The organism is Kitasatospora sp. NPDC052896 (genome assembly GCF_044547075.1).
In the GTDB taxonomy this organism is placed as follows: Bacteria; Actinomycetota; Actinomycetes; order Streptomycetales; family Streptomycetaceae; genus Kitasatospora.
In genome coordinates this window covers 1-18,256 of the sequence record NZ_JBITZU010000030.1, presented here as the reverse complement: position 1 = coordinate 18,256, position 18,256 = coordinate 1, and the positions used below count along the sequence as shown (strand labels likewise).

Here is an 18,256-nt window from a genome sequence, read left to right as displayed (position 1 = left end):
CTCCGGGCAGCTCCCTCGGCACCGTGCCACGGGCTCCCCGGACGAGTGCCCGCTGTGGGCGGGTGATCGGCAGTATCCGGCGCGAGGTGCTCGACCACGTCCTGATCACGGACGAGGCTCATGCTCGGCTGGTCCTGGACGCCTACCAGCGGCACTGCGACGAGCGCCCTTCCCACCGGGCCCGGAACCAGCCACCACCCGGCGCCGACCGGCAGCCCACCACCCTTCACGGCTTCGAAGGCCGCAGACTCCCGCGCAGCCGCGTCCTCGGCGGCGTCATCAACGAGTGCCGGTACCTGGCTTGACCAATGGCGATGACTTTCCGAGCCTCACAGCCCGGCCGTCCCGCTCCTGGCGGGGGCGCGTATTGACTGACCTTCTTGACTCTGCTGTTCACACCAGTCACAATGTTGTCAGTATTGGTACGCATGATGAGTCGGCACGTATTTTCCAGGGCGGACTGTTTCAATCGGAGGGATCGTCATGACCGAGTCCATGAAGCACGTACCGGACGACGAGAACGAAGTTCACGACGTCCTGAACTTCACTGACCCGGGTCGCTGCCGTGTCACTCCCGTCCTCCAACTGCCGCCCGAGAGTGCCCTCGCGGTGACTTCGGCGCTCTGCGGTGTCGTTCAGCAGGCTCGTCGGGCACCTGCTGCCACCACCCCCGGAGCCGATGGGATCGTACGGTCGCAGACCTTCGAGGAAGGTGACGTCTACCTGCTCAGTACTCCTTTCGACGGGTTCTTTGCGGACCGTTATCTCATGGACTTCTATGATGTCGGGGAGCGTGACATCTGCGCCCGGATGCACCTGCACACCGGTCTGCGATTCGTCCGGATGATGACCGGTCCGGGCACGCGAATCCTCGTTTCCAGCCTCTCTCCGATCGACGTGACGCACATAGCCGGCGTCACGCCTTTCCGGCCCGAGACGTTCGAGGACGATGCTCCCGATGTTCCAGCCGGCCACCGGCGCACACGGTACAACCTGGTCATCCCGGAGAACTCCTGGGCCGACATGCAGATCCCGCGCGCTGTCAGTCATCAGTTCAACGCCCACGGTCCCCACGCGGTCATCGACTCGGTGCACCCGGAGGAGTCGATCGAGACGTTCCGTGAGCGGATGAGCGGTCTCAGGATGATGGCTCAGACCATCTTCCTCGCCGACGAGCAGCCCGCTTCCGAGCTCTGCAGCATCAGGTAGGACCGCGAGCGGCGCCCGTGGTGGGTGTTGTCGGCGCCGGCGCCGGCGAGGGAGCAGGCGCGGGCGTGCGGCTCGCGGCCGGCGGCGCGTTGGGCCTCGACCCAGCGGGCGGCGGTCTTCAGGCCGGAGAAGGAGAAGGCGTACGGGGGATCGCCGGGTCCGCTCAGCGGACGGGGGAGCCGCACGGCCCGCGGGTTGCCGTCGCGAGCGGCGCGGTCGATGGTCGGTCCGCCCGGGTAGGGCAGGTGGAGGATCCGGGCGACCTTGTCGAAGCACTCGCCGGCCGCGTCGTCCAGAGTGTCGCCGAGGTGCACGATCACGTCGCGGGCCAGGTCACGCACCAGCGGCAGCGAGGTGTGGCCGCCGGAGACGATCAGCACGATGCACGGGTTGGGCAGCGGCCCGCCCGTCAGCGTCGCGGTGGCCACGTGCCCGGCCAGGTGGTGCACGCCGTACCGCGGGACGCCGAGGGAGAACACGTAGCCCTTGGCGGCGGCCACCCCGACCTGCAGCGCCCCGGAGAGTCCCGGACCGGTGGTCACCGCGACGGCGCCGACGTCGGCCAGGGTGAGCCCGGCCTGGTCCAGGGCCTCGCGGACCACCGGTGCCATCGCGTGGACGTGCGCCCGGGCGGCGATCTCCGGCACCACCCCGCCGAACCGGGCGTGCTCGTCCATGCTCGACGCCACCGCCTGACCGAGCAGCACGCCGTCACGTACCAGCCCGGCCTCGGTCTCGTCACACGACGACTCGATCCCCAGCACCACCGGCGACCCCGCCACCGACCCACCTCACTTCTGCGCAGCTATTGCAGTTGCACATATTCTGCAACAAGCGGGGTGCATGTGGCGCCCGACTGGTCCGGGGCGCTGCCGTCTCAGCTCAGCCGGGGGTGTCCTCGGTGGAGCGCAGTCCGGCGGACCACTTCTCCTCGATCCGGCCGAACTTCCAGACCGCGAGGGCGATGATCCAGGTCGCGAAGAAGAGGCCGACGATGACGAAGCCGAGCATGTTGATGTCGATGCCCTGCACCCAGTCCCAGAACGCGCCCTGCCAGTCGAGCTGCTGGGCGAGCAGGCCGAGCAACTCGACGGTGCCGATGATGAAGGCGACCGCCACCGACAGGCCGGTGATGGTGAGGTTGTAGTAGACCTTGCGGACCGGCTTGGAGAACGCCCACCCGTAGGCGAAGTTCATGAACGACCCGTCGATGGTGTCCAGCAGGCTCATGCCGGCGGCGAACAGCACGGGCAGGCAGAGGATGGCGTACCAGGGCAGGCCGGAGGCGGCGCCGGTGCCGGCCAGGACGAGCAGGGCGACCTCGGTGGCCGTGTCGAAGCCGAGGCCGAACAGGACGCCGACCGGGTACATCTGCCACGGCCTGGTGATGGACTTCATGACCCGGCCGAGCAGCCGGTTCATGAAACCGCGGTTGTTGAGCTGCTCCTCCAGGGCGGCCTCGTCGAAGTGGCCGGTGCGCATCTTGCGGAAGACCTTCCAGATGCCCACCAGGATGACGATGTTGATGGCGGCGATGATGTAGAGGAACGTGCCGGAGACGGTGGTGCCGATCAGCCCGGTGACGTTGTGCAGCTGGGAGTTGTCGTCCCGCACCGGGCCGGCCAGGGACTTCACGCCGAGCGCGAGCAGGAACGCCAGCCCGAAGACGATGGTGGAGTGGCCCAGGGAGAACCAGAAGCCGACCGACAGCGGCCGCTTGCCCTCGTGCATCAGCTTGCGGGTGGTGTTGTCGATCGCGGCGATGTGGTCGGCGTCGAAGGCGTGCCGCATGCCCAGGGTGTAGGCGGTGACACCGATGCCGATGCCGAAGCTCTTGGCACCCAGGCTCAGGTGCTGCGGGGCGACGATCGCCACCAGGGTGAACCAGCCGACGACGTGCAGGGCGATGACGAACCCGGCCATCCCGGCCAGGTTGGTCCACTCCCGGCGGGTCATGGAGGCCGCGGCGCGGCGCCAGCCGCCTCTGTCGGGCTCCGGGGCGGGGGCTATGGGCGCGGTGGTCATGGGCGTCCTTCTTCCTCTGCTCACGGTGACGACCGCACAACCTAGGCGCCTTGGAGTAGCAGTTGCAACGTACTGGCAATAACGAGTGCGCGTCGCCGGGGGTGCGCCGGGAGCGCGGGAGGCGCGGTGGACGGCGTGGGGGTGGGGGGCGAGCGGCTTGCCGGGGCGGATGCGGCCTTCGCGGTGGAGCGGTGCCGGGAGAGGCTGCGGGAGCACGGGGCGCACTGCACTGCTCCCAGGACCCAGGTGATGGGTGTGCTGGCCGACCACGTGGGCCATCTGACTGTGGGGGAGATCCACCGGCTGCTGGTCGAGGCCGGCGGCAAGCTGAACATCTCCACCGTCTACCGGACGGTGGAGAAGCTGACGGGGCTCGGCATCGTGCACGCGGTGCCCGGCCGGGGCGGGGAAGCCGGCTACGGCCTGACCATCGATGCGCCGATCACGGGGGTGAGGACGGTGCGGGGTCGGCCTGCGTCCCGGCGGGCGCCGGTTGGGAAGACGATCGTCAGTCAGGAAGGAGCGCCCGCTCGGGGTGCTTCCGATCGGCTGACGGGCCGACCCCGCGTCAGACATGCTGTAGCACTACTGTGGCTATTGCAAGCTGTGCGCAATAGTGTGTTTGCCGGCACGATCATCCACGTCTGAAAGGGGCCGTGTCCTGATGGGCACCTACACGCTTCCCGACCTGCCGTACGACTACTCCGCGCTCGAGCGGGCGATGTCTGCGGAGATCCTGGAGCTGCACCACTCCAAGCACCACCAGGCCTACGTCAACGGCGCCAACCTGACCCTGGAGCAGCTGGCCGAGGCCCGGGACAAGGACCAGCTCGGCGGCCTGGTCGGCCTGCAGAAGACGCTGGCCTTCAACCTCTCCGGCCACGTCCTGCACTCGCTCTTCTGGCAGAACCTCTCGCCGGAGGGCGGCGACCGCCCCGACGGCGCCCTCGGCGACGCCGTCACCGAGCACTTCGGCTCCTTCGACGCCTTCAAGAAGCAGCTCACCACCGCCACCGTCGGCGTCCAGGGTTCCGGCTGGGGCATCCTCTCCTGGGAACCGCTCGGCAAGCGCCTGATCGTCGAGCAGGTCTACGACCACCACGGCAACGTCGGCCAGGGCACCACCCCGCTGCTCGCCTTCGACGCCTGGGAGCACGCCTACTACCTGCAGTACAAGAACGTCCGCCCCGACTACGTCACCCGCCTGTGGGACGTCGTCAACTGGCAGGACGTCTCGGCCCGCTTCACCGAGGCCACCAGCGCCTGACCACGCGCGGCTGCGGCGGGCCGAGCCTCCCCGCGAAGGCTCGCCGCAGCCAACGGCACCACTCGGTCGAGGTCAGCAGGCCGGCGGGCCGCCGCACTCCGGCACCGTGCCGTTCGTTCGAGTGCTCACGATCTGGACAGGCCGCGGAACGCTTTCGCCCCGATCGAGCAGGAATCGAGAAGCCGGGCGGCGGCGCGGGACGTAGCGTGAACACGGCGCCGGGAAATCCGGCACCGGTGGTCCACCACCGGCCACCGTCATCAGGAGGACTCATGCCGTACACCGTCGACTTCGAGAACGTGTCCACCGTCGGCCTGGAATCGTCCCCGGTCGCGGCGAAGCTCGCAGGATTGCGCGCCAACGAGGCCCGCTACTACAAGAACAAGTACACCTGCTTGTAGCAGGCCACGAGGCGGCGGGCGCCATGAAGGTCTGCTGTCACGTCAGGTCGGTCACCCTGTGGCCCATGTCCAGTGCAGAGCGTGATGCCACCAATCCGGTAATCGGATGTTATAGGGACGAAACGCACGAGTAAAGAGGGCGATGTCGCGTGTTGGCGACAGCGACTGGACCTCCTTGAGAGGTCAGAGTGGGTGCAGGGCGCCAGGGGTTGATTCGTCAGGTACCTGCATGTGTGTGCGGGTGGCCTCGGACTGATGCTGACTTTTGCTGACCCGATCTGACGAGGAGTCGGTTGTGAGGGTGTTGGTGGCAGCAGGGCTCGGCCACCAACGCTGTCCGCCTGCTCCGCAGTCGCCGGGAGCGGTCGTCCCTTGCCGCCATGATGAGGGCGAGGCAGACGCTGTCCACGGACTACTGAACGAGCGACTGGCTCCAGGTGTGGGCGAGGTTCCAGGTCCGAGCGTGCGTCGCAGGAGCGGCAGGGTTTGTCCCAGGCGGGCTTGGTCTCCTTTGCCGGGAGCCTGGTCCGCGGCGGAGTGCTGACCGGTCCCGGGCTGCGGCGACCCCAGACGGTCGGCGCATTTCCGGGCGTCGACGTTTGCTCTCCCGTTCAGGCTCACAGCGCTGGTGGCCGTGTCGCAAGTGGTCGCGGCACAGCATCGCTGCACACTTGGCAGCGGTTCCGCATTGGTACTCGTCGTTGTGGGGGACGAGGCCACGGCCCAGCGCTTTCGGCCGGGCTGGGTGCCCGGCGTGTCGGTGCCAACCGCTGGCCCGTCCAGGTTCACTAGGAGGAATTGATCGTGTCGTACATCGTGGATTTCAAAACCGTCTCGACCATCGGTCTGGAGTCGTCGCCCGTGGCGGACGCGCTCGCCGGGCTGCGGGCCAATGAGGCCCGCTATTTTAAAACCAAGTACGACCACACCTTCACGGTGGAGCCCGCGGAGGAGGCCAGCGAGGTCGTCGACTGGGTGCACCGGATCCTCCGGGAGGAGCGCGAGATCGTCATCGCATCCCGGCCCCTCGAAGCCACCGCCTTCCAGGTCGAGAACATCAAGATGGCCTACGTCTTCTACGAGAGCGGGCTGTCGATCAACGTGATGTACACCCTCGACGACGGAAAGCGGGCGGTCGGGTTCAAGCTCTCGGACGGGATGGAGGTCCCGGAGGAGCTCGCCGAGCGGTTCAAGTTCGCCCGGCAGAAGTCGAAGCTCGCCGGGACGATCCGTGGGTCGTTCTTCGTCATCAAGAACGAATACGGCGCCCTGTAGGGCGCCGGGTGGGCCTGGGGCGACAGCAGCGGCGAGCAAGGGGCCGGCGGGTTATGGGTTCGGTCAGGCGAGTCGGACCGCGGTGTCCATCAGGGTGAGCGCGCCGGCCACCGTACACAGTCGGCCATTGGATTGAGGCCGGCCGAGTGCAGGTCGCGTAGACGTCGCCCCAGCCGCCCCGCGGAGTCTTGCGTACCTGAGAAAAAGACCGGCCAGCCCGATCATGCGTTCGGTCGGTCAGTTTCGAGGCGCACAGCTTGAGCAAGTTGTGGTGGAACTTCATCGCCCGGACTGATGAGGATATCAGGCACGCGCGCGAGGACTGGATGACCGGCACCCGTTTCGGCGAGGTGCACGGCTACGACGGCGACCGGCTTCCTGCTCCCCAGCTGCCCCAACTGCCCCTGAAGCCACGGGGAAGGGCGCGCTGACCTGGACCTATATGCCTACGAGGCGGTGCACTGGCTCGCGGCGGGTCGCGGTCGGAGTGATCTGCGATCCACCGCCCTGGAAGGACGTTCGTGCCGCCGGACGATGGCTCTGGCGGTCAGCCGCGAGGCTCAGGCGTGGGCATCTGTAGTCAGGTTTAGTCAGACCAATGCTGACTCAATGCTGACTTTCCTGATGATTTGTCAGATCTGGGCTTGAACCACGCGCTCGCCGCAGCGTCGTCTCGATCGCGGCGGGTGACGACTAACAAGTGCTCGGTGAGACTGCTGCCACCGAGCCTGAAGGCTGCGGACGGCAAGCGAATGAGAGCGGCTGGTGCCGTATGGCGGATTTGTATGTTACCTACAGCCAAGCGGGAGGTGAGCAGCGAGAGTGCCTTCTGGAGCGTGGAGACCGGCAACGGCGAGTGCGGCGTCCCGAACCTCACGGAGACCGTTGAGTGGGAGCTGCACGAGACGGAGGGAGTCTTGCCCGAGCGAATCTCACCGCCCGGCGCGAAGCAAGCTGAAGATCGCCGGTGATCAACGGTGGTGTGGCAGTGTGGCGGTGTGGCGAGCATTCAGTCACGATGCTGATTCGGGCGAGGGCGGCGCGCTCAGCGTGGTCCGTCGGCCACACAGGCAACTGAGTAGGGAGGTTAGCGTTGCGCTCCTGGGTGAACGGCGGCTCAGGTAGCGACAGGCGCGTCGGCCGGGGCTGGCTCCGGTGGGGACTTGGCCGGTGACGCAGCGTGAACTACTCTGGTGGCTGAAGACGGGGCATGGAGCGCGGAGAAGTTGATCTTCCCTGCCAGGAACTCGGCTGGGGGTAGGAGATACCCACCCCGAGAACCAAGTGCCCCGCTCGACGGCTCCGCGGTCCTGAGATGAGGCGTTACGCCGCGTCGGCTCGGAGTAAGCGGACTGCGTGTCAGTCCCGATCCGCCGCCAAGCGCTTGAAGTGCATCATCAGAGCGGTGGTGTCGGTAAGATCTGGCAGCACTACGTCGGCACCGGCTCCGCGAAGTTCTGCGGCGGAGTTGACCCCTGTGGCGACGGCGACGATCTGAACCCCGTTCGTCAGCGCGGCCTCGACGTCGCGGGGGGTGTCGCCGGCCAGCACTACGGGTGTCCCGGCGGGGACGGCATAAGCGGCATGGATGCGGTCTCGGGCTATAGCGACGAGTGCCGCTCGCTCAAGGTGGTCGGCACCGTACGCGCCAACCTCCAGGTCCACCAATTCATCGAGCGCGAAGGCGGCGAGCTTCAGTCGGGCATTCGCCGCGATATTGCCGGTCAGCACGGACGAGATGATCCCGGGCTCCTGGGTGACCGCGGTCAGGGCATCCCGGACACCAGGCAGCGCCCGGCCACGCCGTCGCAGTTCCTCGAACCGCTCGCGCCCCGCTGCTTCGAGAGCTGCCTGCACAGCGTCCCATTCAGGCAGCGCTAGCCCCTGTCGCTCGAACATCTCCCGCATGATCAGGAGATCGGTCCGGCCTTCAGTCACAGCAGGGCCCGACGGCCGGCGCCGGGCCACGGCCTCGAAGGCCTCGCCGTAGATCTCCTTGCTCACTCCCGCGTTGTCGATGAGTGTGTGGTCGATGTCCCACAGGACGATGAGCGCCATCCGGCCAGCGTAAGCGGCACATCGAGCGCGCGTCGGCCGCCGTACGTCCCAGGACGTCCTTGCGGGTCCCGAAGGAGTTCGATTGGATATCCACTGTGAATGAGCGATTGCGCTCCGCACTCGCCCAGCGCGGTGTCCCACCTGAGGCACTCGCGGCGGTCTGCGAGGTGGACCCGAAGACTGTAACCCGCTGGTTAGGCGGTCGCGTACCGCAGGCGCGGCACCGGTGGAACGTCGCGCACCACCTGAAGATGGACGAGTCCTTCCTCTGGCCGCAGACCCGGCCCACAACCGGACAGGCATCCGGGCCCGGAGTCGGCCTCGTGGCCACCTACCCCGACCGTGCCAGCGTCCCGCGGGAGATGTGGCTCTCCCTGCTGCTGGAGAGCGTGACGCAGATCGACGTGCTGGTGTTCTCGGGGACGTTCTTCGCCCAGTCGAACCCGCGGATCGCCACGATGCTGGCCCAGCGCGCGGCGACCGGGGTGAAAGTCCGGTTGTGCTTCGGCGACCCGCAGGGGCGCGCCGTGGCGATCCGCGGGCGGGAGGAGGGCATCGGAGACACCTTGGCCGCTAAGGTGCGTGCCTCGCTCACCTACTACCGGCCGCTTCTGGGCACGCCCGGCTGCGAGATCCGCCTGCACGACACCACCCTGTACAACTCGCTGTTCCGCTACGACGACGACCTGCTGGTCAACCCGCATGTCTGGGGTCAGCCGGCATCCGCCAACCCCCTGCTGCACCTTCAGAAGGATGGCGAACTGGGCTGGTTCGACGGCTACGCTCGAAGCTTCGACGCGGTCTGGGACTCCGCCCGGCCGTGGACCGACGACGCACAGGGGGCCAAGTCGCATGGCCGGCAGGACTGAGTACTACGGCGATCCGGTGGCACCGGCGGCCAATTCGCTGGTGCCCGCGAGCAACCTACTCGTACAGAACGAGGACGGCGCGATCCTGCTGCAGCGCCGGCGTGACACCGGGCAGTGGGCGTTGCCCGGTGGCAAGCAGGACATCGGCGAGTCCGCCGCCGACTGCGCCGTGCGGGAGTGCGAGGAGGAGACCGGCATCAAGGCGGAGATCACCGGCTTCCTCGGTGTCTACTCCAACCCGGCGCACATCGTCGTCTACAGCAGCAACGGAGAAGCCCGTCAGCAGTTCGAAGTCGTCTACATCGGCCGTCCGGTCGGTGGCACACCGACCATCAACGACGAGGCCGACGGCGTGCTCTGGGTACGGCCGGGCGACCTTGACGACTACGACATCCACCCGAGCATGCGCCAGCAGATCGGGCACTACCTGAGCGGCAAATACCCCTACCTCGGCTGAATCCCCAAGGCGGCCATGCGCTCCTCGGTGTGGGCCACGGCGGCGTGAATCAGTGGCTCGGCTCGCTGGATGAATCGCCCCACGACGCTGTCGCCGCCGTAGCGGCCGACGATCTCCGCGACCCGCTGCTTCGAGCTGGTCGGCGCGCCGTCGGGCGTCGTGGTCATGTCGCAGTAGACCAGCGCGTCAACCAACGCCTGGTTCTCGAGCAGCGGGAACTCCAGTTCCAGGAGAGGCCGCAGTCCGCGCTCCTCGGCCTCCAGCAAGGCGAAGGAGTGGTTGGCGACCAGGCGGGTCAGGCGTTCGTCCGCGTGGTGGGAGTCGCGCAGGAACCGCGCGCCGTCCAGCGGATGGAAACCGGTGACGACGAGCCGAGGCGCATAGCCGACATCGTGGAGCACCGCGGCGGCCGCCAGCAGCGCGGCGTCCGGTCCGAGAACCGGGGCGAGCCGCTCGGCCTGCTGGGCTACCCCCTGGGAGTGCGCCCACCGCCGCGGCAAGCTCGCTGCCAGTTCCTTCTCCGCGATCCCTTTCACCCAGCCGAGCGACAGCATGCTCACGATCACGACCTTTCCTTTGGAGGGCGTCAGCGGTTGATCGCGCGCCAGACCTGCTCAAGCACGACTGCTGTCGTCGCCCCGTGCACGTGTGCTGTGATACCGGCTTGCGGCACCTCGGCTACGAGCGCAGTGCGGGTTCCGGCTCGGCGGCCAGCCTCGATGTCACAGACAGAGTCGCCGACCATCCAGGACTGGGCCAGCTCGATGCCAAGGTCGTGGGCGGCTTGATAGATCATCCCCGGGGAGGGCTTCCGGCATGCGCAGATCGTACGGAAACGGGCGACTGAGCCCTCCGGGTAGTGCGGGCACACGTAGACCCCGTCCAGTCGGACGCCCTCACGGGCCAAGAGTTCACTGAGGTGTTCGTGCATCGCGGCCAGGTCGCCCTCGTCGAACAGCCCACGTGCGAGGCCGCTCTGGTTGGTAATGACGACCAGGGCAACGCCTCCGTCCTGAAGAGCGCGCAGCGGTGGTCCGATGCTGGACAAGAGAACGAGGTCGTCGGGGTGGGAGGGGTATTGGCGGGGTTCGGTGAGAGTGCCGTCCCGGTCGAGGAACACTGCACGGCGACGCTTGGGCGGCCCGCCGGTCTCTCGTTTCACGCGCGTGCCTTTCTACCGGAAGAGCCGGAACAGCTCGGCCGCCCGCGCCTCGGTGTCCCGCGGGGAGAGCGCCGGCCGGTTGGGCAGAGCCTTGTCGAGTGTGGTCATGTCCGCGCAGGTGAAGTACTGGTAGGCGGCCGTGACAGGGTTCGGTACCAGCTCGGCGAGTAGCGGTCGGCCGGTCGTCTCGCGGTACAGGCGGGCGCACCACTGCGCGACCTCCGCGAAGGATACGGCGAAGCCAGCGCCGAGGTTGTAGACAGCTGCTGGCACCGGCGGGCGTGCGGTGGCGAGCTGGACGATGGTGGCGGTGACGGTCTCGACGGGGATGTAGTCGCGGGCGGCGGTCAGGGAGTCGTCGAAGATGCGTATCTGCCCGGTGTGGGCGGCCTGGCACAGGAGTTGGGACAGGATCGAGGCCATCGGACCTTTGTCGGCCTCGTCGGGGCCCACCACGTTGGTGTAGCGCAGTCCCACCCAGTCCAGGCCGGTGGTGTGCCGGGTGCGCATCTGCTGGTCGAGGGCGAGCTTGGATGCCGCGTACGGGTTGAGCGGGCCGGAGCAGCGGTCGGTGTCGGTGTCCGTGTCTTCGGTGATCGGGGTGCGGTGGTGGAGAGTGCCGTAGACGGAGTGTGAGGAGGCGTAGATCAGGCGGGTGCCGCCGGCGCGGCAGGCGTCGGCGAGCCGGAGGGGACCCGCGATGTTGGTTTCCGCCAGTACAGGGCCGGTCGGGGCCCGGGCGTCGCTGATGCCGGCCTGGTGCACGACTGTGCCGTACCGGCCGGCGGCGATTTCGGAGAGGAGAGCCGGGTCGGCGAAGTCGCCGCGCTGCCATCGGGCCGCGCCGGTGAGGTGGTCGGGGGCGGGGCGCAGGTCGATGGCGGTGACTTGGTGCCCGGCGCGGTGGAAGGCGGCCACGGTGTGCCGACCGATGAACCCGGCTGCCCCGGTGACCAGCACGTTGTTCTCTTGGATCACCGGGCGCCTGCCTGCTGGGTGAGCTGGTTGATCCGGGTGGTGGTGGAGTGGCCATCCAGGTAGGGGACGGTGACGACTTCGCCGCCCCAGCTCTCAACGAGGTCGGCTTCGGCGATCCGCTGGCCCGAGTAGTCGCCGCCCTTGACCCAGATGTCGGGGCGGAGTTCGGTCAGTAGCTTCTCGGGGGTGTTCTCGTCGAAGACGAGCACGCCGTCCACGCAGTCCAGGGCTCTCAGCAGCGCGGCGCGCTCCTGCTCGGCGACGACTGGCCGGTCCTCGCCCTTGAGCTGTCGGACGGAGGTGTCGCTGTTGATGCACACGATCAGGACGTCGCCCAGGCGGCGGGCCTGGGCCAGGAGGGAGAGGTGTCCGGCGTGCAGGAGGTCGAAGCAGCCGCCGGCGCCCACGACTTTCCCGCCTCGTGCCCGTGCGCGCGTGGCCAACTCCAGCGGATCGGGCTGGCTGTAAGACGGCGGGGTGGTCAGTCCGGCGGGTCCGCCGGCTCGGACGTAGGCCGTTGCGGCGTCGACGGCTGCGGTCACGGCGTGGGAGGGCAGCCGTCCGGCACCGAGCATCACGGCTGCGGTGACCGCCAGTTGGTCGCCGGCCCCGCAGGTGTCCCCTGCGGCCCAGCGGGCCGGGACGACGAGGGGGTGGGCATCGGGGTCGGCGACCAGAACCGCGCCGTCGTGGCCCCGAGTGACGGCGACCTGCTTGACCGGCCAGGCGGCCAGTAGCCGTACGGCCCGCGCGGTGTCGCCGCCGAGACCCTGGGGTCCGTCGCCGCCTGTCAGGAGGAGGGCTTCGTCCGTGTTCGGGACGGCCAGGGCCGTCCCCGGCACCGGTGCGGCGCCTTTGGGGTGCGGGTCCCACACCAGGGGGCGGCCGCTGGCGGCGTTGGTGAGGGCCCGGCGGAGTTCGTCGTGCGAGGTGATGCCGCGCCCGTAGTCGCAGACCACCACAGCCGCGGCCTCCGCCAGCCGGTCGCGGACAGTGCCGGGGAGCTGGCCGAGCGGCAGCGGGTCGGCCCGGGTGTCGAAGCGGAGCAGGGTGCGGTTAGCGGCCCGGACGCGGGTTTTGACGGGGGTGGTGCCGCTGGTGGCGAGGTCGATGACCTCGACGCCCGCCACGTGCAGAAGTGCGCGGACCCGCGCGCCAGGCGCGTCCTGTCCGAGGCCGCACACGAGGGTGACGCGCCAGCCCGGCTCCCGGGTCGCCAGGACAGCGGCCAGCCCGGCGCCGCCCGGCCGGTCGGTTGAGCGGCTGTCGGCGACGACCGGGACCGGGGCTTCCGGGGAGAGCCGGTCGGCCGTGCCGGTGATGTCGCGGTCCAACAGGACATCGCCGACCACCACCAAGCGCCGTACGCCATCCTGCTCCTCGTCCCCGGAGACGGCTGGTGCGGTGAGGTGGGCATCGACGGTGGCGCACAGGGTGTGCACGGCGACCAGATGGCATTCCTGAACAGTGGCGACCTCGACGGTGTCTACGCACACGGATCGGTCAGCCGAGGCGGCGAGCGGGTTCGGTGCCGGGCCGGTCAACGCCCAGACGGTGAGCCCGAGTTCCCGGGCCGCCTTCGCGGCGGCGAGGAGGTTGGGGCTGGTGCCAGAGGTGGAGAGCAGGAGTAGGACGTCGCCGGGTCGGCCGTGTGCGCGAACTTGCCGGGCGAAAACCTCGTTCTGGCCGTAGTCGTTGGCGATGGCGGTCACCGATGAGGAGTCAGCATGCAGCGCGATGGCGGACAACGGAGCCCGCTCGGCGCGGAAGCGGCCCACCAGCTCGGAGGTCAGGTGCTGGGCCTCGGCCGCGCTGCCGCCGTTGCCCGCGACCAGCAGCCGCCGGCCTGTGGGTAGCCGGTCGGCGAGGATTCGGCCCCATTCCTGGAGGCGGCCGACATCGAGCAGGGGTAACGCGGCGGCGAGCGCCTGTATGTGTGCGCGGCCCGGCGGGGTAACGGTCAACTCCTCCGAAGGACAGGGGGTGGGAAGGGCAGGATGGTGGCCGGGGGGGGGGGGGGGGGGGGGGGGGGGGCCCCCCCCCCCCCCCCCCCGCCGGTTCAGGAGGAGGTGGTCGGCCGGTGGCGGGCGAACAGCGGGCCGTACGCCGTCAGGGCCTGATCGCGCTCCAAGAGCGGGTAGTCCAGGAGCTTGTTGATGACGCGGTGCTCGGCGAGGAGCCGCTCGGTCCGCTGGAGCAGCACGGTGTCACCGAGTTCGGTGAGGTGGACACCGTCGCTCCATACCCCGCCCGTGGCGTCGTCGGTCGGCAGGTGGCGGGCAACCGCGGTGAACGGGGTCCACACGTCCAGGAAGAGTGCGCCGTGCGCGGCGGCCGCCGTGCGGGCGGCCTCGTTGTAGCGGGCGAGATCGGTGTTCATCTCCGTCACGGTCTCGGGGGCCTCGATGGGCCCGAACGGGGTCTCGCCGACGACGACGACCTGACGGGAGTATCCGGTCAGCTGTTCCAGCATCGTGTTGATGTGCCGGGTGTACTCCTCGAGGTCAACCGCCTCGGACAGCCGGCCCTGGAAGCGGCGCCAGACGTCGTTGATGCCGCAGCCGAGGAATGCCAGGTCGTAGTCGGTGCCAGTGGTGGCCCGGTCGGTTTCCACAATGGCGGCGATGTCGCGGCTGGTGGCGCCGCCTTCGCCCAGGTTGCGGACGTCGAAGCCGACGTGGCCATGGGCGGCGCGCAGCGACAGCGCGAGACGGTGGACCCAACCGCGCTGGTGCCAGCCCTCGACGGTGACCTTGGCGCCGACCTCGGGCAGGTTCGCCTGCACGGTCATCTGCGCGTTGAAGGCCTCCAGATGCTCCATGATCGACGTGCCGAAGAACTTGACGGTCAGGACGCGCCGGTCCTCCCGCAGCACAGGGGCGCCGCTGAAGTGTCGGCGAACGCTGGCGGGGACGCCCGCGGCGACCGTGTCGGGGGCGGTGCTGTGGGAGACAACCGCGTTCGCCCCGATCAGGGAGTTGGCTCCGATGCGGACCCCGGCGGTGACGGTGACCTTGTTGGAGAGGATCACGCCGGGCTCGATGATGATCGGCGCGGCCTCGAAGCCGGACGCCCACGGCACGAGCTGCCCGGTGGGCACGTTCGTGGCGGAGCGCTCTCGGTGGTTGTGGTCGTGCAGGTCGACCATGTTCGACAGGGCGCAGCCGTCGCCGAGGCGGATACCGGCCATGGCCGAGATGAAGGTGTGCTCTCCTATGGCAACGTCATCGCCGATGGCGACGGTGGCGCCACGGTGGACCTGGATGGTGGAGCCGCGGCGGATCGAGACCCGCTCGCCGATCGTCAGCTGCGCGCCGGTGTCAATCTCGATGACGAGGTCGTCGGGCAGGTCGCAGTCGGCGCCGATCGTGAGCGCTGGGCCGTGCTCGGCGCGCAGCCGTTCGGCGACGGTCAGGTCGGGTGAGGTTGTGCTGGTCATCGCGAATCGATCCTTCGCTTGCTGCGGATGAGAGCCAGGGGCCGGGCTTCAACGTACCGGCTGTGAGCGGGTAGTGTCGGACAGTTAGTTGCTGCGCTCCTTGTCGACGAGAAGGGGCCGATCGCGAGCATGTCCAGGGGGCCGGCGGCGAAGGTGGCGACCGCGTCGCGGGGCGTGCATACGATCGGCTCGGCCTCGTGATTGAAGCTGGTGTTCAGCAGCGCGGGTGGCCGACCGGTCTGCTCAGCGAACGAGGCCAGCAACCGCGCGTACGGATCGGCGTCGTCGCGGGCTACGGTCTGTGGGCGCAGCGTGCCATCGGTGTGCACGGCGGCAGGGATCAGCTCCCGTGCGGCGTCGGTGGCCTGCCGGGCCACGATCATGAACGGATGCGGCGTGCTGGTGCCGATCAGGTCGGGCGCGGCCTCCTGGAGGAGGACCGGGGCGAGGGGCCGCCAGGGCTCCCGGTGCTTGACGTGGTCGTTGATGTGGTCGCGGGCCAGGGGGTTGTGGGCGTCAGCGAGGATGCTCCGTCGTCCCAGCGCGCGAGGCCCGGCCTCCATGCGGCCCTGGAACCAGCCGACGCTGCGCCCGAGCGCCAGGTGCCCGGCGACGACAGTTGGGAGGTTGTCGCCGTGGTCGCAGTAGGCCAGCCCGTAGCCGTCCAGGACAGTGCGGATGGTGCCCGGGTCGAAGGCGGGGCCGAGGGCGGCAGTGGTCATCGCCGGCCCCGGCAGGGTGAGATCGCCGCGGCGCAGCGCGACCTCGAGCGCCGCGCCGACGGCGCAGCCGGCGTCCCCGGCGGCCGGCTGGACAAACAGCTCCTCCACACCGCGGAGTTGGGCGAGGCGGCCGTTGGCGGAGCAGTTCAGCCCCACCCCGCCCGCCACGCACAGCCGGGACGTGCCGGTGAGAGTGAGGGCTTCGCGGGCCAGCTCGGTCAGGCACCGCTCCAGCAGATCCTGAGCTGAGGCGGCGAGGTCGGCGTGTTCGGGCCGGTAGCCGGTGTCGGGCACGACGCGACCGCCGATGTAGGTGCGGGCTCGGCGGTGGGGCGGAATGCCGAGGTCGGTGTAGGCGGCGGCGTACGCCTTCTTCAAACGCCGGTAGTACCGCAGGTCGGTGTACTGATCGTCGACCGACTCGTCGGGGCGGATCCCGTAGCGGGACAGATCCAGGTGGTAGCCCCCGGGCCTGGGGGTGAGGAAGTCCAGGGCGTAGCGGTCCGCACGGCCGTAGCCGGCCAGGCCCATGAGCTTGCCGGAGCTGGTCCAGTCGCCGAGCCCAAGGTGCTCGGCCACGGTCTCGTAGAACCAACCCAGCGACTGGGAGAAGGGGAACTGGCGCAGGACCTTCAGCCCGCCGGCGGTGCCGTGAGCGAGCGTTGCGGAGATACCGTCACCGGAACCATCGACCACCAGCACCGCGGCCTCCTCGAACCCCGATGGGTGGAACGCGGAGGCCGCGTGCGCGAGATGGTGCTCGATCACGGTGACCCGACGCGGCCGGTAGCGGCCGAACAAGGCCGGGGCCAAGAGCTCGGCGATCAACTCGGCGTCCGTACAGGTCTCGGTCGGCTCGGGCCAGGTGGGGTTGAACGCGATGGCGATCTCATCTACCTGATCGAGGGTGATGCCAGCCTCGGACAGGCAGAAGGCGGCGGCCACCGCGCAGGATCGGGAGTCCTTGTGGTGCTTGCGGCGGGAGAACCGCTCCTCCTCGGCGAAGGCGACGATCAGGCCGTCGACGACCAGGCAGGCAGAGGCGTCGTGGTAGTACGGGCCGCCCAGCCCCAACACGATTCCCAACGTGGTGCTCCTTTCGCTCTCGCTCACACTGGGTGGTGCGGGGCTGGTTCAGGTAGTGGCCAGGTGGTCGAGGGTGGCCTTGAGGACGGTCGGCGGGTCGATGGTGTCCATGCAGCCGCCGACGCCGCCGCAGGCGACCTGGTGGGCACACGGCGAGCACCCCAGGGTTGAGCGCAGCGCGGTCACGTTCGTGACGTGCTTGGGGATGACCTCGGCCCCGTTGCTTGGTCCGAGTAGCAGCACGGTCGGCTTGGCGTGCGCGAGGGCGAGGTGGAATCCGTAGGAGTCGCCGGTCACCACCGCGTCGACGAGGCCCGGCAGCGCGGCGGCCTCCTCCAGGCTGAGCGGCGCGTACGCGACCCGGGATTCGTCGGCGTCGCGCATCCGCAGGTGGTGCACCAAGGCCTCGCACGCCTCCCGGTCAGTCTGTCCGCCGAGGACGGCCAGCTGCGCTCCGTGGTCGAGCAGGGCGTCGGTAAGTTCGGCCCAGTGCCGGGCCGGCCACAGCTTCGTGGTCAGCGAACCGCCGAGATTCAGGCACACCCGCGGCCCGGTCCGATGCCCGAGCAGCCCGGCCGCCCGCCGCCGCGCTGTCTCGGGCACCTGAAGGACGTAGGGCTCACCGGCGTACTCGTATCCCGCGACGGCGAAGTACAGCTCGGTCCACGTCTGCGTGTTCGTGAGGGTGCGATAGTCGTTCCAGGTGTTCTGCCGGAAGAACTGCACTGCGGCCTCGCCCATCGGATACAGGGCGTGGTGGGGGCCGCCGAAGGCGAGCCCCGCCTTGTGCCTGGCGTCGATCCGGTCGACCAGCGCCGCCGCCGACGGGGTTCGCTCGAAGGAGTAGACGGCGTCGAAGCGGCGGGACGGCAGCTGGGCGGCGGCCTGCCAGTCGTGGACGAGGACCTCGTCGACGAAGGGGTTCATCCGCAGGATCGGCGCGTTCGGCTCGTCGACCAGCCAGGTGACGTGGGCGCTGGGGTGGTCGTCGCGGATCCGCTTCGGCAGCGGAGAGGCGATGAGCATGTCTCCCAGCAGGCCGAGCATCACGATCAGGACCCGGTGGTCGACCGGATCGTGGTGCGGGCAGCCGAGGCACGGCCGCCAGTGGCGGCAGGGCATCCCGCCGGCGAAGTGCCGGCAGTCCGGTCGGATCTCGAACGTCGCGGGGGTGTGCACGGGGCTGAGAAAGACGCCCTTGCCCGGGATGTGCGCGCAACCTTGCCATCCGCGCACTCCGGCACGCGGGCCACGACAACATCGCCGCCGGACTCCGCCACCACGCCCGTGGCCCCAGCCGCGCCCACT

Annotated in this window: 17 protein-coding genes and 2 pseudogenes; 9 read left to right on the top strand and 10 right to left on the bottom strand. The window is 69.2% G+C overall.

Annotated features, from left to right (window positions below):
• The first annotated feature begins 62 nt into the window (after window positions 1-62).
• Both ACIGXM_RS33410 and ACIGXM_RS33405 read left to right on the top strand, forming a co-directional pair.
• Window positions 63-305 carry a hypothetical protein gene (locus ACIGXM_RS33410; RefSeq protein WP_396567616.1) on the top strand — a complete coding sequence of 81 codons (243 nt, stop codon included), beginning with the start codon at window positions 63-65 and terminating at the stop codon, window positions 303-305.
• Between the two features lie 178 nt (window positions 306-483).
• Window positions 484-1,209, top strand: coding sequence for a hypothetical protein (locus tag ACIGXM_RS33405; protein ID WP_396567614.1), 726 nt, complete (start codon window positions 484-486; stop codon window positions 1,207-1,209).
• 29 nt (window positions 1,210-1,238) lie between these two features.
• Here the strand turns inward: ACIGXM_RS33405 and ACIGXM_RS33400 are convergent.
• Both ACIGXM_RS33400 and ACIGXM_RS33395 read right to left on the bottom strand, forming a co-directional pair.
• Window positions 1,239-1,991 (bottom strand): annotated as a pseudogene (locus ACIGXM_RS33400) (tRNA (adenosine(37)-N6)-threonylcarbamoyltransferase complex transferase subunit TsaD); the annotation flags it as partial.
• A 100-nt stretch (window positions 1,992-2,091) separates the two neighbouring features.
• The gene (locus tag ACIGXM_RS33395; RefSeq protein ID WP_396567612.1) at window positions 2,092-3,234 is read right to left on the bottom strand and encodes a HoxN/HupN/NixA family nickel/cobalt transporter; all 1,143 of its coding nucleotides are present in this window, start codon (window positions 3,232-3,234) and stop codon (window positions 2,092-2,094) included.
• A 126-nt stretch (window positions 3,235-3,360) separates the two neighbouring features.
• Here ACIGXM_RS33395 and ACIGXM_RS33390 point away from each other — a divergent pair, with 126 nt between their 5' ends.
• From ACIGXM_RS33390 to ACIGXM_RS33370, 5 genes and pseudogenes are all read left to right on the top strand, one after another.
• Window positions 3,361-3,882 carry a Fur family transcriptional regulator gene (locus ACIGXM_RS33390; protein ID WP_396567610.1) on the top strand — a complete coding sequence of 174 codons (522 nt, stop codon included), beginning with the start codon at window positions 3,361-3,363 and terminating at the stop codon, window positions 3,880-3,882.
• Window positions 3,883-3,898: 16 nt separating this feature from the next.
• On the top strand, window positions 3,899-4,501 hold the full coding sequence (locus ACIGXM_RS33385) for a superoxide dismutase (protein WP_396567608.1): 603 nt from the start codon (window positions 3,899-3,901) through the stop codon (window positions 4,499-4,501).
• Window positions 4,502-4,773: 272 nt separating this feature from the next.
• Window positions 4,774-4,902 (top strand): hypothetical protein, encoded by a 129-nt coding sequence (locus ACIGXM_RS33380; RefSeq protein WP_396567606.1) that lies wholly within the window; start codon window positions 4,774-4,776, stop codon window positions 4,900-4,902.
• Between the two features lie 804 nt (window positions 4,903-5,706).
• Window positions 5,707-6,177, top strand: coding sequence for a phage tail protein (locus ACIGXM_RS33375; RefSeq protein WP_396567604.1), 471 nt, complete (start codon window positions 5,707-5,709; stop codon window positions 6,175-6,177).
• A 266-nt stretch (window positions 6,178-6,443) separates the two neighbouring features.
• Window positions 6,444-6,608, top strand: a pseudogene (locus ACIGXM_RS33370) (pirin family protein); the annotation flags it as partial.
• Between the two features lie 928 nt (window positions 6,609-7,536).
• Here the strand turns inward: ACIGXM_RS33370 and ACIGXM_RS33365 are convergent.
• A complete protein-coding gene (locus ACIGXM_RS33365) occupies window positions 7,537-8,235 on the bottom strand; it encodes an HAD family hydrolase (RefSeq protein ID WP_396567602.1) in 699 nt (232 codons plus the stop codon).
• A gap of 95 nt (window positions 8,236-8,330) precedes the next feature.
• On the opposite strand from ACIGXM_RS33365, the gene ACIGXM_RS33360 reads away from it, so the two are divergent.
• Window positions 8,331-9,104, top strand: coding sequence for an XRE family transcriptional regulator (locus ACIGXM_RS33360; RefSeq protein WP_396567600.1), 774 nt, complete (start codon window positions 8,331-8,333; stop codon window positions 9,102-9,104).
• Window positions 9,088-9,561: an NUDIX hydrolase gene (locus tag ACIGXM_RS33355; protein WP_396567598.1), complete on the top strand. Its 474-nt coding sequence runs from the start codon at window positions 9,088-9,090 to the stop codon at window positions 9,559-9,561. The genes ACIGXM_RS33360 and ACIGXM_RS33355 overlap by 17 nt, the downstream gene beginning before the upstream one ends.
• Here ACIGXM_RS33355 and ACIGXM_RS33350 read toward each other — a convergent pair.
• The 7 genes from ACIGXM_RS33350 to ACIGXM_RS33320 form a co-directional block, all read right to left on the bottom strand.
• A complete protein-coding gene (locus ACIGXM_RS33350; protein ID WP_396567686.1) occupies window positions 9,549-10,115 on the bottom strand; it encodes an HD domain-containing protein in 567 nt (188 codons plus the stop codon). The two genes, ACIGXM_RS33355 and ACIGXM_RS33350, sit on opposite strands and share 13 nt — an antisense overlap.
• 32 nt (window positions 10,116-10,147) lie before the next feature.
• Window positions 10,148-10,723: a D-glycero-alpha-D-manno-heptose-1,7-bisphosphate 7-phosphatase gene (locus ACIGXM_RS33345; RefSeq protein ID WP_396567596.1), complete on the bottom strand. Its 576-nt coding sequence runs from the start codon at window positions 10,721-10,723 to the stop codon at window positions 10,148-10,150.
• Between the two features lie 12 nt (window positions 10,724-10,735).
• A complete protein-coding gene (locus ACIGXM_RS33340; RefSeq protein WP_396567594.1) occupies window positions 10,736-11,701 on the bottom strand; it encodes an NAD-dependent epimerase/dehydratase family protein in 966 nt (321 codons plus the stop codon).
• Entirely contained in the window at window positions 11,698-13,665 is a 1,968-nt protein-coding gene (rfaE2, locus tag ACIGXM_RS33335) for a D-glycero-beta-D-manno-heptose 1-phosphate adenylyltransferase (RefSeq protein WP_396567592.1), read from the bottom strand. The genes ACIGXM_RS33340 and rfaE2 overlap by 4 nt, the downstream gene beginning before the upstream one ends.
• A 95-nt stretch (window positions 13,666-13,760) precedes the next feature.
• Window positions 13,761-15,140, bottom strand: coding sequence for a GDSL-type esterase/lipase family protein (locus tag ACIGXM_RS33330; protein ID WP_396567590.1), 1,380 nt, complete (start codon window positions 15,138-15,140; stop codon window positions 13,761-13,763).
• On the bottom strand, window positions 15,137-16,939 hold the full coding sequence (locus ACIGXM_RS33325) for a carbamoyltransferase (protein WP_396567685.1): 1,803 nt from the start codon (window positions 16,937-16,939) through the stop codon (window positions 15,137-15,139). The genes ACIGXM_RS33330 and ACIGXM_RS33325 overlap by 4 nt, the downstream gene beginning before the upstream one ends.
• Before the next feature lie 57 nt (window positions 16,940-16,996).
• Window positions 16,997-18,127 (bottom strand): glycosyltransferase family 9 protein, encoded by a 1,131-nt coding sequence (locus tag ACIGXM_RS33320; RefSeq protein ID WP_396567588.1) that lies wholly within the window; start codon window positions 18,125-18,127, stop codon window positions 16,997-16,999.
• Between the last annotated feature and the right edge of the window lie 129 nt (window positions 18,128-18,256).